At 63.6% G+C, this 14,448-nt stretch carries 9 protein-coding genes; 6 read left to right on the forward strand and 3 right to left on the reverse strand.

Features of this window, described 5'->3' with window-relative positions; genetic code table 11:
* Positions 1 to 38: 38 nt before the first annotated feature.
* Positions 39 to 3,722 (reverse strand): bifunctional RecB family nuclease/DEAD/DEAH box helicase, encoded by a 3,684-nt coding sequence (locus BP869_RS00410; RefSeq protein WP_342675872.1) that lies wholly within the window; start codon positions 3,720 to 3,722, stop codon positions 39 to 41.
* Between the two features lie 84 nt (positions 3,723 to 3,806).
* Between BP869_RS00410 and BP869_RS00415 the strand changes: the two genes are divergently transcribed.
* From BP869_RS00415 to BP869_RS00435, 5 genes are all read left to right on the forward strand, one after another.
* Positions 3,807 to 4,340 carry a YeeE/YedE thiosulfate transporter family protein gene (locus tag BP869_RS00415; protein WP_342675874.1) on the forward strand — a complete coding sequence of 178 codons (534 nt, stop codon included), beginning with the start codon at positions 3,807 to 3,809 and terminating at the stop codon, positions 4,338 to 4,340.
* A gap of 5 nt (positions 4,341 to 4,345) precedes the next feature.
* The gene (locus tag BP869_RS00420) at positions 4,346 to 4,903 is read left to right on the forward strand and encodes a YeeE/YedE thiosulfate transporter family protein (protein ID WP_300166562.1); all 558 of its coding nucleotides are present in this window, start codon (positions 4,346 to 4,348) and stop codon (positions 4,901 to 4,903) included.
* 237 nt (positions 4,904 to 5,140) lie between these two features.
* Entirely contained in the window at positions 5,141 to 6,343 is a 1,203-nt protein-coding gene (locus BP869_RS00425) for a hypothetical protein (protein ID WP_342675878.1), read from the forward strand.
* Positions 6,344 to 6,362: 19 nt separating this feature from the next.
* Complete coding sequence (locus BP869_RS00430; RefSeq protein WP_342675880.1) at positions 6,363 to 7,319, forward strand: hypothetical protein; 957 nt, start codon at positions 6,363 to 6,365, stop codon at positions 7,317 to 7,319.
* Positions 7,320 to 7,356: 37 nt separating this feature from the next.
* On the forward strand, positions 7,357 to 8,100 hold the full coding sequence (locus BP869_RS00435; RefSeq protein ID WP_342675882.1) for a class I SAM-dependent methyltransferase: 744 nt from the start codon (positions 7,357 to 7,359) through the stop codon (positions 8,098 to 8,100).
* Between the two features lie 65 nt (positions 8,101 to 8,165).
* Here the strand turns inward: BP869_RS00435 and BP869_RS00440 are convergent, their stop codons facing one another.
* The gene (locus BP869_RS00440) at positions 8,166 to 9,926 is read right to left on the reverse strand and encodes an ABC transporter ATP-binding protein (protein ID WP_342675884.1); all 1,761 of its coding nucleotides are present in this window, start codon (positions 9,924 to 9,926) and stop codon (positions 8,166 to 8,168) included.
* 704 nt (positions 9,927 to 10,630) lie between these two features.
* Between BP869_RS00440 and BP869_RS00445 the strand changes: the two genes are divergently transcribed.
* Complete coding sequence (locus BP869_RS00445) at positions 10,631 to 13,300, forward strand: HEAT repeat domain-containing protein (protein WP_342675886.1); 2,670 nt, start codon at positions 10,631 to 10,633, stop codon at positions 13,298 to 13,300.
* Positions 13,301 to 14,077: 777 nt separating this feature from the next.
* Here the strand turns inward: BP869_RS00445 and BP869_RS00450 are convergent.
* Positions 14,078 to 14,401 carry a DUF6884 domain-containing protein gene (locus tag BP869_RS00450; RefSeq protein ID WP_342675888.1) on the reverse strand — a complete coding sequence of 108 codons (324 nt, stop codon included), beginning with the start codon at positions 14,399 to 14,401 and terminating at the stop codon, positions 14,078 to 14,080.
* Between the last annotated feature and the right edge of the window lie 47 nt (positions 14,402 to 14,448).

Below are 14,448 nucleotides of genomic sequence, written 5' to 3' on the forward strand. Positions count from 1 at the left end.
TATGGAAATATCTGTTTCTCTCCTCATATCGGGAATTTTCATACCCTGAACACCGACACCTTCCCGCAGCCTGGAAGGGAGAATACTCTCGTCTCCCCATCTCTCCGGCAGAACGCGACCAGTTTCAGCATGTAGTCCAGCCCTTCGGCGGTCGCCGGGTCCTGGAAGAGGTCGAAGGACGGTTCGAGGAGAGGGCGCGGGAGGAAGACGACGCACTTCGCCTCTGCCCGCGTGACCGATACGTTGAGGCGGTTCCTGCTGTAGATGAACGCGGCCTCGGCGAGGGCGGTCTCGGGGTCGCTCACCCCGTACGATACGACCACCGCCTCGCACTGCTGCCCCTGCATCTTGTCCACGGTGTCCACGAAGGGTTCCGACGTCCAGGCCCGCCTCTCCGCAAGGGCTTTTTTGATCGCCGCGATCTGGGCGTGGTGCGGGCTGACGACGAAGACGCCCCTGCTCCAGAAGGCGGCGTCGCCGGCCTTCGTGTCGGGGTAGGTCTCCCCGGATCCTGCCGGGAGGAGGGACGACCGCAGGGCGGCGGTCAGGTCTGCCACCAGTGCCGCCTCGGCAGTGTTCTCCACGGTGGCCCGCACCTCTTCGAGCACGACGACGACAAGGGGGTGGGCCGGGTCGAGCACCCAGGTGACAAAGGGGTCGTCGTCGGAGGGCGCACGCCTGATCTGCCTGGCCGCGACCTCGGCCGTCGCCGGCGTGTAGCCGGGGCCGTAGAGGGTCTCCGCGGGGAAGCGGGAGAGGGTGCTGTTCATGCGCCAGTTTTCGAGGAGCTGGGAGGTGTACGGTTTTTTCCGATCGATGTCCCGCCGCCTCAACCACGCAAAGACCGAGTCCTGGTACTCCGACGTCTCGCGGTCGTCTCCCGCTGCCTTCACGATGGGCGGCAACTGGCAGTCGTCGCCCGCGAGCACGAGTCTCCCCCCGTCCCTGATGAGGGGGAGGAGGAGGGCGAGTTCGCCGAATGTCATCTGCGAGGCCTCGTCGATGATCAGGAGGTCGAACGCGGGGAGGAGGTCGCGGTGTTTCTGGAAACTCTTCGCGGTGCCGCCGAGGACGAAACCGTCGGGGACGCGGGTCATGGCGGTGAGGACGTCGCGGGTGAGCGCGAGGAGGCCGCGCCCCTTCGGGCTCGTCGTCTTTTCGAGTTTGTTCACCGAGAGTCGCAGGGTGATGTCCCCGGCGACGGCGTTCTGGACCGCGAAGAGGAGGTTCTCGATCGCCGCGTGGGTGAGGGCGCTCACCGCGATGCGGAGGGGGCGGGTGCGTGCCCGTGCGGCGGTCACGATCGTCTCGGCCAGGAAATGGGTCTTCCCGGTGCCCGGCGGCCCCCAGACCAGGGTCAGCCGGTTCTCCATGATATGCGCGAAGGCCGCCCTCTGGCTCGGGGTGAGGCCGGCGAGGGCCGCGGGGTCGGGGGTGCAGAGGGGCGGCATGGGGACGGCGAAGCGGTCGGGGTCCCTGATGAGGGCGAGGAGGTCGTTGCCGTCCGAGGCGTCGTAGTCTTCGAGTTCGGAGAGGACGGCCGACGATATGAAGTCTGTCGCCCGCGGGAAGAGAAGGGCGCGGTCGCCTGCCGAGAATGTCCCCTGGTCGCGTGCCGACCTGATGGCGAGGGTGAGGCCGGTCACCCTGCCCCTCTTCTCCTCTGTCTCGACGATCCCGGCAAAGCGGATCTCGCCGCCCGGCGGTGAGGTGGTGGCGAGGTAGGGCATGTCGTCGAAGGCCCGCGCCGCCTCGATCCCTTCCGCGGTGTCCGGGACGAGGAGGTAGTTTGGCATGCCGCCTGTGTCGGGAAGAGTGGCGGCGTCGAGGGAGGAGAGGACGTTCCACCCGCTCCCGCCGCGGCACTCTATCCTGATGCAGAGGCCGAGGCCCCCCGCCTCTTTCAGGGGGAGAGAGCGGACGCGCCGCGCCTCGGCGGCGTCGAGGGCCGTCTCCTCCCTGATGACGGCGGCGAGGTCGGCGAGTTCCCGGTGCCTGAAGGGGGTAGGGGCCGGGAAAGCGAAGTGCTCGGCCCAGCGGTGGGGGGTGGTGCGGTCCCGCACCGCGTCGAGGAGGTCGCCTTCGGCCCGCAGGCGGCGGCGGACCTCGCCCTCGATCCAGGAGAGGGCCTCGGCCTTCCCCTCGTACCACGCCATGTAGACGACGTCGCTCTTCATGAGGTTCCCTGTCTCAGGCCAGAAGAGGGGGGAGGGCCTGAAGGAGGCCGGGTGGTCGGGGCCGAGGAGGGCGGCAAGGGCGTCGGGGAGGCGGCAGGCGACCGGGACAGGGAGGGCCAGGCACTCGGCGAGGACGCGGGAGAGGACGACGGCCGGGTACCTGACGCGGGCCGCCTCGCCCTCGCCGCCATAGTAGGCGAGGAGGCGGGCGGCGTCGGGGTCGTCGTCTGCACACTCCTTCAGGACTTCCAGGAAGAGGCGGCGTTCGGCGTCGTCCAGGACATAGGTCTGGAGGGACTTCTGGTCGCGGAAGGGTTTTCCCGCGTTGAACCGCTCGACCTCCTCCAGTTCTGCGGCGAGGGCGCGGACGAACTCCTGCACGATCGCCGTGCAGTCGTCTTCGGTGCGGGCGACGGCGGTCCACTCCCGGTACGGCGTCCCGTACACCGCCGTCCCCTTGAAGCGCCTGAACCCGGCGGCATAGGCCCTCTTCCCGGCAGGTTCGCGGGCGAGGGTGAGAAGGAGGCCGACGCCCTCGGGCCGCGGCAGGGAGGAGGATGTGCCGCCGAGGGGGACGACCTTCCCGTCCCTGAGGGCGCCGATCCCTGCCCGGAGGCGCTCGCCTCTTCCCCGCAGGGACCCGCAGGTCCGGACCACGTCGTCGGCGTCGGGTCCGGCGAGGAAGCGGTCGAGGTCGTCGAGGGTCTCGACCCCCGCCCTCTCGCGGAGGAAGCGGCGCCCCGCGGGCGTCAGGCCGGGGAGGAGGGAGACTGACTTTTTCTCCTCCGCCTCCCTCCGGCAGGAGGCGAAGAAGGGGCAGCTCTCGCACGCCGGCCTCAGGTGCCAGGGGAGGTCGGCGTGGGGGGTTGTGAGGATGGGCCCGAGGTCGCGGGAGAGGAAGGTGGCGAGGACGCCGCCGTCCATCTCGATATCGATCATCTCGGGCGCCTCCGCGTCCTGGAGCCAGATGCCTGCCGCCGTCCCGTCGGCCGCCCTCTCGATGGCGTGCTCCGCGAGGACGCTCTCCAGGATGAGGCTGTACAGGGCGACCTGAATGCGGTGGGAGGTCTTCACCTGGTCGGTCGCCTTCAGGTCGATGACCCTGAGGAGGGGGCGGTCCTCCCCCTCCACGCACCAGAGGAGGTCGGGGCGGCACTCGTTGAAGGTGCAGACCGACGGGTCGAGGCCGTACCTCTCGGAGAACCCCGCCGGCACGACCAGGGTGGACTGGTAGACCCCTGTCCCCGGCCTCACCGCGGCGAGGACCCTCCTGCTCTCCTCCGCGGAGAAGCGGCGCTCGTGGATGACCGTCCCCCCGTCGGCGACGAGCACCCGGCCCGGCATCCTCCTCCCGACGACCTCGTCCTCCCAGGCAAAGCCCTTCGTGGTGAGGACGCGGGAGGTGACGCTCGTGTCCTCGACGGCGTCGGGGATGCCCTCGGCCCGCCTCCGTGCCGGCGGCGTCGCGCTGTACCGCAGGAACCGCGGGCAGTCGTGGAAGAAATACCGGGCGATGAGGGAGGGACTCAGGTTGAAGGGGGCCATTGCCTGTACTCTGTGCCTGCCAGATACATAGGTTTGAGTGGCAGGGTCCGAAGGTGAGGCGGTATCTCTATCTGGAGGGACGGCATGGTCGGGGATGCTATGGTCGACTATCTTACGGCAGTCCAGTGGTCCCCGTACCTCGCGGGGGCCGGCGTGGGCGTGATGGCCGTGCTCTCGTTTCTCCTGGCGAACAGGCCTCTCGGGTGTTCGACGGCCTTTGCCAAGACGAGCGGCATGGTGGAGAAAGCGGTGCGGGGCGAGGCGGTGAAGGAGCACCCGTACTACAGGAAGTTCGTCCCGGCCGTCGACGGCACCTGGATGGTCGTCCCCGGCGTCGTCATCGGGGCGTTCGTCGCGGCGACGCTCTCCGGGAGCTTCACCCTCTCCTGGGTGCCGCCCCTCTGGGCGGCGACCTTCGGCGAGTGTGTCCTCTTCCGCCTGGTCTTCGCCCTCATCGGCGGGTTCCTCCTGGGTTTCGGCTCACGCTGGGCCGGGGGATGCACGAGCGGCCACGGGATCAGCGGTTCGATCCAGCTCTCGGTGAACAGCATGCTCGCGGCGGCCTTCTTCTTCATCGGCGGTATCGCGGTGGCGATGGTCATCTACGGGGTCGGGTGAGGGGGATGCTCAAAGACCTGCACGCGAACACGAAGGCCCAGCTTCTGATCGGCCTTCTCATCGGTATCGGTTTCGGCTTTTTCCTCCAGAAGGGAGGTGTCACCAGTTATGACGTCATCATGGGCCAGCTCCTCCTCCGGGACTTCACGGTGGTGAAGCTGATGCTCTCCGCGGTGATCGTCGGGATGATCGGCTTCTACCTCCTCAAGGGGAGGGAGATGGTGCGTATCCACTGCAAGAACGTGACTCTCGGGACGGTGGGGATCGGCGGCCTCATCTTCGGCGCCGGTTTTGCCGTCCTCGGCTGGTGTCCGGGGACGGTCGCGGGTGCGGTCGGGGCGGGCGCTCTCGACGCCCTCTTCGGCGGCATGGTCGGGATGGTCGTCGGCGCCGGGGTCTTCGCCCGCCTGTACCCCCGCCTTGTCGGCGGGATACTGGGCCGCGGCGAGTACGAGATCCTGACGGTCCCGGAGTACCTCCATGTGAACCCCTGGGTGGTGGTCGTCCCCTTCGTGCTGGTGATGATCGGGATCCTCTGGGGGCTGGAGGTGCTCGGGCTGTGATGACCTGCCCGGAGATCAGGCCGGTAAAAACCGATTATATTTTTTCAAATAGCTTTATAATTACAAAATCAATATCGAACTCATTTTATATCGCATTTGCCATTACTGGTACCTATCCGGGCCGCTCTCCCCTACACCGGCCCTGACCGGAGCATACACGTGAAAAGAGGCACGACCACCCGATCCGAAGACCAGACGCCGCGGCCGGCGGCGGCTCTGGGACTGTTCCTTTTCTGTATGGCTCTCATCTGGTTTGTCCCGGGTTTTTTCGAGCCCGGCCTGTTTATCTGCGGTTCCGATTACCCTGACCCCTATCTCAAGCGGAGCTGGTTCATTCCCGACGGGTCGGGCACGCCGGGGTACCCGCTTTCCACCGTCTACACCCGTGCGGGCGACTTTCACCTGGACTCAGGCGATGTCGACGACGGCCCCTTCCTCTCTTTCTCCTCCCGGTCCGCGACCGCCCTCCATGCCGTGTACACGCGGGGGCAGATCGGCGAGGAGTACGTCATCGGCCAGTGGTGGTACACCGACGAAGAGGCCTTCAGGGACGAGAAGAAGGTGTTCCTCGAGTCGCTGGCCGCCCGCGGCGAGGTATCTCCTGTGGCGCTCGACCTCGGCGACCATCTCCCGGCCGCCGCGGCAGAGCAGGCATGTCCGGCATTGCTCTTCACGAACGAGACGGCGATGGGGTACGTCCTCACCTACGTGAGGCCGTTCGCCAATGGAAACGATCTCTTCATCGTCTATTACGGGACCCACGGAGACGTCGTCGGCCCCGATCCGGAGGATCCGTTGAAGGCGCTGATCGCGGAACGCTTCTCGCCGTCCGCGGTCAGGCCGCCGGGGGAGGACCCGGAACCGGCGGTCAGGATGCCGGACATAGGTGTCCCCCCTATCGTCAGGTGCGCTGGCGTCCTCCTCCTCACCCCTCTCCTCTTCGGGTGCGCCGCCGCCCTCCTCTTCCAGGGCGTGAGGACTGAGGTGCAGGCCAGACCACAGCGTCTGTTGATCCTTTTCGCCCTCCTCGCCCTCCTCTATCTCGTCCCCGCCTCCCTGATGGGGGCGTCGACACGCATGGACCTGCCGAATTTTATCTCCGGATGGTCGTACTTCGACGCCCCTCCCCTCCTCGACGCCCTGCTGAGCCTTCTGACGTTCCTTCCGGGACTCAGCCTCCTCTGCCTTGCGGCGGTCGCGCCGTTCCTCCTCCTCACGCGCTACCTCCCCCTGAGACGGCCCGTCCCCGCCGTCCTTCTCTCGGGCACCCTCCTCTTCCCGTACCTCGTGGTGCTCGTCCTCTGGACGGACCCGCTCGATCTCTCTCTTCCCCCATCGCTTGCCCTCCCCGTCTCGACCCTCCGGGGCGTCTGCATCGCCGCTGCAGGAGCGGTGGCACTCTTCGCGGCATGGGCGGCGGTGGAGAGGGCCGGAACCTGAACCTTCACCCGGTGATATCATGAAAAAAGAACAGACACTCCAGGACCTCAAACGTCTCATCCCCGCCTCGCTCCTTGCCGGGCTTCTCGGCGGCATCCTGCTCGTATTCCGGATTTCGTATGCCGACAGGTGGTGCTGGCATGGCATCATCTGTCTCAACCACGGCATTTTCGACACCGTCAGCACCCTCCATGCACTCGTGCTCAGCATCCTGATCTTCATCCTTACCGGGATGCTCGCGGTCGCGCTGCAGCGGGGCGAGGTCGAGAGCCTGGTGCAGGCTGCCTTTGCGGGCGGGGTTTCGGGATGTATGGTCTGTCCCGTCCTTATCGCCAATACTCTGGTCTCCGATTTCCTCAGGTACGGGGGCACCGATCTGGTTGAGAACCTCAGCTTCCGGGTCTCCTCCATTCTTCATATGGTTCCCATCACCCTGCTCTGGATCCCGATATTGGCGGCCATTGCCGCCGTCGGCGCTCTCATCCTCTTCTCCTGCCGGGAGAAGACGGCCACTCCCGGAGAGAATGTTCTGGCATCGCGGCTGGTCCTCGGCGCGACAGCCTTCATCATCCTCGCCCTTCTGGTCATTCCGCCGCTCGTCGCCCACCTGATGCTCGGTGGAGGGATGATCGGGGTGCACCCCTCGGCGGCGATAGGTATGACCGCCATCTCGGTCGAACGCACCGCCCCCGACGCCATCGTCCTCACCGCCCGGGACATACCCTCCACTTCCGCTCTTGCGGACCCACCCTTCTCGGTCTATCTGAACGGCGTCGAGGTCTCGAACGCCTCCGCCGCTGCCGCAAGCGGTCTTGACGTCTCGGTCGACCCTGCCGGCGGACTGCAGGCCGCCGAGGGGTCGCGGGCCACCTGGAAGGGGACGGCGGTCATGAACAACGGCACGCCGGTGAGCGTCGCCGTCGCGGCCCACGGGGCCGACGGTTCGGAACAGTTCGTCCTGGACATTCTGGTCTGACCACAAACAGTTTGAACGAGGGGATTAAACCTCATCTATGGACATTTCACTTATCTGTCGCCTCTTCGAGACCCTTCCCCGGCAGGGGCCGGGCAATGACGAGAGCACGGCCCGCGCCTTCGCTCTGATCCCGGACCTCCCCGAGAACCCGGAGGTCCTGGATATCGGCTGCGGGTCGGGGATGCAGACCCTCGCCCTTGCCAGGATCTGTCCGGGCGCGAGGATCACGGCCGTCGATGTCCACCCCCCCGTCCTCGCCGCCCTGGAGACGAGGGCGAGGGAGGCCGGCGTCGCCGACCGGATCAGGACGGTCCAGGCCTCGATGGACGACCTGCCCCTCGAGAAAAATTTTTTCGACCTCATCTGGGCCGAGGGCTCGATCTTCATCATCGGCTTTGAGAAGGGCCTCTCGTACTGGAAGCAGTTCCTGAAAGAGGGCGGATATATGGCCGTCTCCGAGTCGGCCTGGTTCACCGCCGACCCCTCGCCCGAGGCAGAGGCCTTCTGGGCGGAGGTCTACCCCGCGATCAGGACCGAAGAAGAGTACAGGGCGGTCATCGCCGCGTACGGCCTCGACCTCGTCGCCTCCTTCAGGCTCCCGGAAGCGGCCTGGCTGGAGGAGTACTACCGCCCCCTGGAGACGAGGCTCGATGAGTTCGCGGCCGAGTACGCCGACAACCCCGATGCGATGGACCTCGTCGAGATGACGCGGAGGGAGATCGCGGTGTACAGGGAGCACAGTGCGGATTATGGGTATGTCTTCTTCGTGATGCGGGGGTGAGGGACGACACCCCGATATTTTTACTGTAAATTACTGTAAAGGCGAAAAATGCAACAGTAACTCCCTCACCCCACCTCGCCGGCCGCCGCCCTCTCCACCAGGCGCCCGTCCTCGACTGCATACACCCTGTCGGCGAGAGCGAGGAGGGCGGTGCGGTGCGTGATCATGACCACCGTCCTCCCCTCCGCCAGGTCGGCAAGGGACGCCTGCAGCCTCTCCTCAGTCCGGGCGTCGAGGGCCGAGGTCGGTTCGTCCAGGATCAGGATTTTGCTGTCCCGCAGGAACGCCCGCGCCACCGCGATTCTCTGCCTCTGCCCAGTCGAGAGCTGCATCCCCCTCTCGCCGACGACCGTCCCATACCCTTGCGGGAATCCGAGCACCTCCTCGTGGACCTGCGCCTTCCGTGCGGCCGCGACGACTTCCTCTCTCCCTGCCTCCGGCCTCCCGTACCTGATATTCTCTTCGACAGAGGTGTGGAAGAGGAAGAGGTCCTGCGAGACGACGGAGACCTGCTCCCGCACCCAGCGGGGGTCGAGGTCGGCAAGGTCGCGGCCGTCCAGGGTGACCGTGCCCGCTGTGGGGGAATAAAATCTCAGGACCAGGTTTATGAGGGTCGTCTTCCCGGCCCCTGTCCGTCCGACGAGGGCGACGACTTCCCCTGGCCCGACGGTGAAACTGACGTCCCGCAACACCTCCGTGCCGTCGGGGTACGAGAAGGAGACGTCCTGGAACGCGATCCTCCCCTCGACCCTCTCCGGCACGACCCCCCCGCTCTCCTCCTCTGTCCCGAAGATCTCGCGGAGACGTTCTGCCGAGGTGAAGACGGGCTGGAGGACGACAGGGAGAGAGAAGAAGGTCCGTGCGGCGGCCGAGAAGGTGACGATATACGCGATATACGCCACAAAGCCGCCGACCGTCATCGCCCCCGCGATGACCTCCTGCCCCCCGACCCAGACGACGGCGAGGAGGAGGAGGAACTGGGTGCCGAGGAGGGCTTGGCCCGAGAGGGAGGCGAGCATCGCGTTCCTGACCCGCACCCCGACCACCCCCCGCAGGGTCGCCACCACCCGCCCGACCTCCCTCTCCTCGGCGGCATGGGCCTTCACCGTCTCGATGCCCGCGAGCACCTCCTGCAGGTCCCGCGAGACATGGGCCTCCCTCTCCCTCTCCTGGTAGGTGACGGCGCGTATCCGGCTGAGGAAGACGAGGTTTGTGAGGAGGAAGAGGGGCGTGAAGAGGACGAGGAGGAGAGTGAGGGTGGGGCTGAGGGCGTAGAGGATGACGAGAGAGAAGGCGACGTAGAAGACGTTCGAGATGATCTGGGGGAGGAACTGGGAGAAGAGGTACTGCATGACCCCGACGTCGCCGGAGATGCGGGACATCAGGTACCCGGTCTGGCCGGATTTGAAGTAGGGGAGGGGGAAGCGGAGGACGTGGTCGAAGAGGTCGGCCTGGAGGCCGAAGGTGTACTCCTCCCTGAACCGGACGAGGAGATAGGTCTGGACGAGGCCGAGCGTCCCGACGGCGGCGCCGAGGACGAGCATGGCGAGGAGGAGGGTCGGGAGGGAAAGGGCGACCGGGAAATCCGGCGGCGGTGCGCCGGCGCCGGGCACCAGGTAGTCGAGGAAGACCTTGCCGGAGAGGGGGATGACCGCCCGCAGGCCGACGAGGACGAGGGTGACGAGGAGGCTTGCGGCCCCGAGTCTCCCGATGGGCCTTGCGTACCTGAGGAAGAAGCGGAGGTCGCGGTACCGGAACTCCGTCTTCTGCGGGGCGGCAAGGACCTCCCGCACAAAGGCGATGCCGCGGCCAGGGATATCTCTCATCTCTCATCTCTCCTCCTCTCCAGGGGGCGTGGATGTGCCCGTATGGGCCGTCCGCATATATAATTGTCAGGGGCGGGGGCAGACTGCCCGCGGCGACGGCGGCGAGGTCTTCCCTGAATGCCTCCCACCCCTCCGCCGTCGCGAGGGGGTGGGCGAGGCCGATCGACCTGACGAGGAGGGGGACTTTCCGGCGTTAGAATTGAAGATATGACTTAATGGTTCTCATTTTCGTTGCGCAATCCCCCCAAAATCCCGCCTCTCCCCCTGACCCCAGGCCGGAGGCCGGGGAGGGGGCAGGGTGTTCCCTCCTCAGCGGGATTGGTCGGCGCAGGATGGGAATATAAACAACGGATATCACCTCTTTTCAGGATCGGAGAGACGGGTTCAGCTTGATCTGATGCCCGCCCTGCGGCCCCTGGGGATATGGGATACAGCCGAAAAGAAGGCTGGATTGAACTTTGTTTGGGACAGAGGGGGATGCCCTATCGGGGATGATCACCCCAGCCCCTCCGGGGAATAGGCCCCCATGCAGGACGGAAAAATATCGGTCATATGGTCAAATAACGCTTTTCACCCCATCCTGTCCTCTCATGTCTTCAGATTTCCAGAATAATATCGAAAGAAGGATTAATAACGAAGCAATAATGGGAGGTGTCTATCTCAAGTCACTATCAGCCTGAATTGAAAATGTCTGGAGTCTGGATATGAAACATCTCTCGGCATATGAACTGGAGTACCTTGAACACCCGGAACATTTTACCTTCCCCTATTTCAGGGCGACAAAACTCGACCCCCAAACGGCGCCGGTCGCCCTCAGTCTTGCCGACGAGGAACTCCTCAACCACTATGACAACGACTACCATCATCGCACTTTTCATCGCACCCTCTTTGTCCCCCAGCTCGACACGGCCGGGTCCGCGTATCAGAGCCTTGAGGACTATATCGCAAAAATATCTGCAGATGTTCTCTCTGAGAGGTTCGGGGATGGTTCAGGTCCAGACTATTCCCTGGCAGAATTTTCAGCCTTCCGGAAACACCTGGTGACCGCCCTCCATACCTACCCGGAGATCCAGAAGGTCCAGGTCCTCAAGAAGATCGCCCTCAAAGCCGGTCTCCCTCTCGCAGGGATCGACGAGAGCGCCCGTATCTTCGCGGTGGGGAGTTCGCTCTTTGCCATGGAGTTCTATCTCACCCTGAAGAGGGCGGAGAGGTGGGAGGAGTTTCAGCGTGCCTGGCCCCGCTCAGACGAGGCCCTCCTTGAGATGACCGAAACGCCCGAGATCCTCCTCACCCTCTGGAAGCACCAGGTCGCGGCCCGCGACTGCTGGATCGCCGCCGGCGGTGTGGGGGTCCTGGAGATGGCCACCGCGACCGGTAAGACCCTTGTCGGCCTTGCCTCCGCCTACCACCTCTTCAGAAGATTCGGGTCTCTGAAGGTGCTCGTGCTCTGCCACTCGCGGGCGATCCTGAACCAGTGGCGGCGGGAGGCGATCGAGAAACTGGGTTTTGTCGGCGACCCCGACGACGACTACACCCATCCGGTCTCCTATAAGGGGAAGTTCGAGATCGCCTTCAACACCCTCCAGAAGGTCATGAAAGAACCGGGACAGTACAGGTCTGACCTCCTCATCGTCGACGAGGTCCACCACGGCGCCGGCCTGAAGTTCAGGAACGCCCTCGCCGTCCCCTGCCGGTGGAGGATGGGCCTTTCCGCCACGGTGGAGGGCGGGGAGAGGACCGATGTCCTGGACCGCTCTCTCGGGAAGACTGTCTACACCTACACCCTCGCCGATGCCCGGCGGGACGGCATCGTCCCGGAGTTCACCCTGGTGGTCCACAAGACCTTCCTCGACATCGCCGAGGAGGCCGAGTTCGCGTCGATCACCGAGAATATCAGGAAAATCCTGAACTTCATCAATGCCACGCAGACCGAAGAGATCCATGCCCTCTCCCGCTACCGCTTCAAGAGGTTCGAGAGCCTCGGGGACTTTGTCCGTCTGATGACCGATCTCCGGTACCGCAGTGTCGAGGTCCCCGACGAGTGGCTCCAGCTGGTCGGCTTGATAAACAAACGCCGGTGGGTCATCCACCGGTCGTCGCCGAAACTGGAGCGTGCCGTGGCCCTTGCCCGGGACCTTGCCGGGACGCACAAGTGCGTCCTCTTTGCGATGGATATTGCGACCTGCGAGAAGGTCTATGAACGCCTGTCGGGTTCTGTGCCGGCCTCTCTCGTCCACTCGAAGTTGAAGGACGACGAGGTCAAACACGCACTCCAGGCATTCAGGTCAGGCCAGAACGGTGTTCTGATCGCCCCGAAGATGCTCGACGAGGGTGTCGATATCCCTGACGCCGAGGTCGGGATCAATGTGGCCTCCTCCAAGACGAAGCTCCAGCTTATCCAGCGCCTGGGCAGGATCCTGCGGAACAGGCCGAACAAAAGGCCGGTCTTCCACCACTTCGTCGCGGTCCCCCGCACCTACATCGTCTCCGAGGACTCGTTCTCGTACCAGAACGACCTCGCCTGGGTCACCGACGTGGCCCTGAAGATGGGCATCCCGATCACGGAGGTCACCGACGAGGCGGACGGCTTCGCCGCGTTCGAGCGGGAGTCTGAGGCCGCCGTCTCCCGGTACTATGCCGATCACGACCGCCTGGTGACCGACGACTTCGGCGTGATCAAGGTCCGCACGATCGTCGACGCCATCCTCCCTGAGGCGCGGGCACGTCTGGTCCGCCTCCTCGGCGGGATGGCCGGCCCCCTCACCGACGAGGAGTGGGCCCGTCTGCTCAGGTCGGCGTACGGCGACGAGCAGATGCTGGAGATCCCGAGTCAGCGCTGGCTTCTGATCATCGCCGGGAGGGACCCGGCGAGGATACGGGACCTCATCCTCCGTTATCAAAACCCAATTGACAGGGTTGACGTTGAAAGGGCTAATGATTCGAAGGGAGGTAGTAATCAGCTCCCGGAAAGAAGTATCTCTAGTGATAGACAGGACAATGTCGCACTTTTGATCGCTGCCCTTAAGGATCCACGGAAGCGAGGCGAACGTGACCGAACAGGGATATTCCTTGTCCTTGAAGGGGTACGAGCAGTCGAACCATTGATCAGTTTGCTGCATGATCCAGATACAGATGTCCTTGAACGTGTGATAGGTATACTCGGACAGATTGGGGACAGAAGGGCGGTGAAACCCGTGATACAGTGTCTTCAGAACCCCGCCCCAAGAGTGAGGGTACGGGCTGTGCAGGTGCTTGGTGGTCTTGGAGATATACGGGCTCGGCCTGAGGTGGTAAGACTATATCTCGACAATAACCCGCAGGTACGGAGAGCTGCGGAGACAGCAGTCCGGAAGTTGAGTGATCAGGTGAAATAAGGGATCATAAGGAGCGATTGGTGCAGTCAGTCCTCTGCCTGATTGGGGGTGTTTCCTTTGTATTAATGCTCATGTTTCATCCGGGGGACGTTAAGGACGGGTATGATGCCCGAAGATAGCGTCCCTACCTTTTACTTTCTGTCATTCCTGTCTCCACCGCCACTCTCTGTCCCTCGATGGCCACCTTCCCCGTCACGCAGAATGCGCCCGGTTCGCACCTGCCGCGGAGCGGGCAGAGGCCATGTGTCTCAGAGACATCCGATGTACTCGTCGCTGTCTCCATCATCAGCCTGAGAATGTCTCCCTCCCGGGGATTGACGTTCTGATGATCAGGATCCGGCGAGGGCGCCTCCCCCTCACATGTACCGAAACGCCCCTCTCACGTACGGCCTGAGAGACGCCTCTGTCCTCTCGAAGGCCGTGATATCCATCGTCCCGTGCTGCAGCAGAAAATAGTAGTAGTGCACGAACCAGACTGCCGCGTCCAGGAACAGGACCTTCCTCTGCGGGGCGACGACGACCCGCGCCCCTGTCTGCCTCTTGAACGGGTCGATGAAACGCCGCCGGCCCAGTTCGCATGCCGAGAGTGCGACCGCCTTCCCCGCAAAGCACCCCTCCGGATCGACTCAATTGCGTATAACGACAAAAATGTTTTTGAGCGGTTGGGGGGCGGCGGAGATCCCGAAGGGGTTAGAATTTTGGCTTTTGTTGCATTAAATCAGTATTTACCCCGAAACCAAACACTATCCCAGAATTATAGTTCTATCGTTCTCTCTATCAATTCGACGGGAACTCATCAATCGTTCTGTTTTCATTCGGAATAGCGATCGATACTTTATGCATCATATCTCCGATTCCTTCTGCCTTTAAAAAGACAAATCTTTCATCTACAATATGACTGAGAACATCACGATACTGCGCCCCTGCAATAACAAGTATTGTATTACAGTCTTTCAGGATGGGTTTGAGCTTCTCTTCTACTGAGGGACGAATTTTGTCAGCATCAACCTTCGTTCTCAATACTTTCTCGTATGTCGCTATTTTATCTTCCGGGGACAGTAAACCATATTTTGCAGAGATAATTCTGTAATCATATCCCATTCTTTCACAGTACTCTCTCACTTTCGTGAAAAGTGTCCCCGTATACA

The sequence above is a fragment of the Methanofollis sp. UBA420 genome (genome assembly GCF_002498315.1).
In the GTDB taxonomy this organism is placed as follows: Archaea; Halobacteriota; Methanomicrobia; order Methanomicrobiales; family Methanofollaceae; genus Methanofollis.

What these genes read in the sequence shown, in the direction of transcription:
- BP869_RS00410 (WP_342675872.1), bottom strand. Translation starts at nt 3,722, where the DNA reads ATGGCCCCCTTCAACCTGAGTCCCTCCCTCATCGCCCGGTATTTCTTC.
- BP869_RS00415 (WP_342675874.1), top strand. Translation starts at nt 3,807, where the DNA reads ATGGTCGGGGATGCTATGGTCGACTATCTTACGGCAGTCCAGTGGTCC.
- BP869_RS00420 (WP_300166562.1), top strand. Translation starts at nt 4,346, where the DNA reads ATGCTCAAAGACCTGCACGCGAACACGAAGGCCCAGCTTCTGATCGGC.
- BP869_RS00425 (WP_342675878.1), top strand. Translation starts at nt 5,141, where the DNA reads ATGGCTCTCATCTGGTTTGTCCCGGGTTTTTTCGAGCCCGGCCTGTTT.
- BP869_RS00430 (WP_342675880.1), top strand. Translation starts at nt 6,363, where the DNA reads ATGAAAAAAGAACAGACACTCCAGGACCTCAAACGTCTCATCCCCGCC.
- BP869_RS00435 (WP_342675882.1), top strand. Translation starts at nt 7,357, where the DNA reads ATGGACATTTCACTTATCTGTCGCCTCTTCGAGACCCTTCCCCGGCAG.
- BP869_RS00440 (WP_342675884.1), bottom strand. Translation starts at nt 9,926, where the DNA reads ATGAGAGATATCCCTGGCCGCGGCATCGCCTTTGTGCGGGAGGTCCTT.
- BP869_RS00445 (WP_342675886.1), top strand. Translation starts at nt 10,631, where the DNA reads ATGAAACATCTCTCGGCATATGAACTGGAGTACCTTGAACACCCGGAA.
- BP869_RS00450 (WP_342675888.1), bottom strand. Translation starts at nt 14,401, where the DNA reads ATGGGATATGATTACAGAATTATCTCTGCAAAATATGGTTTACTGTCC.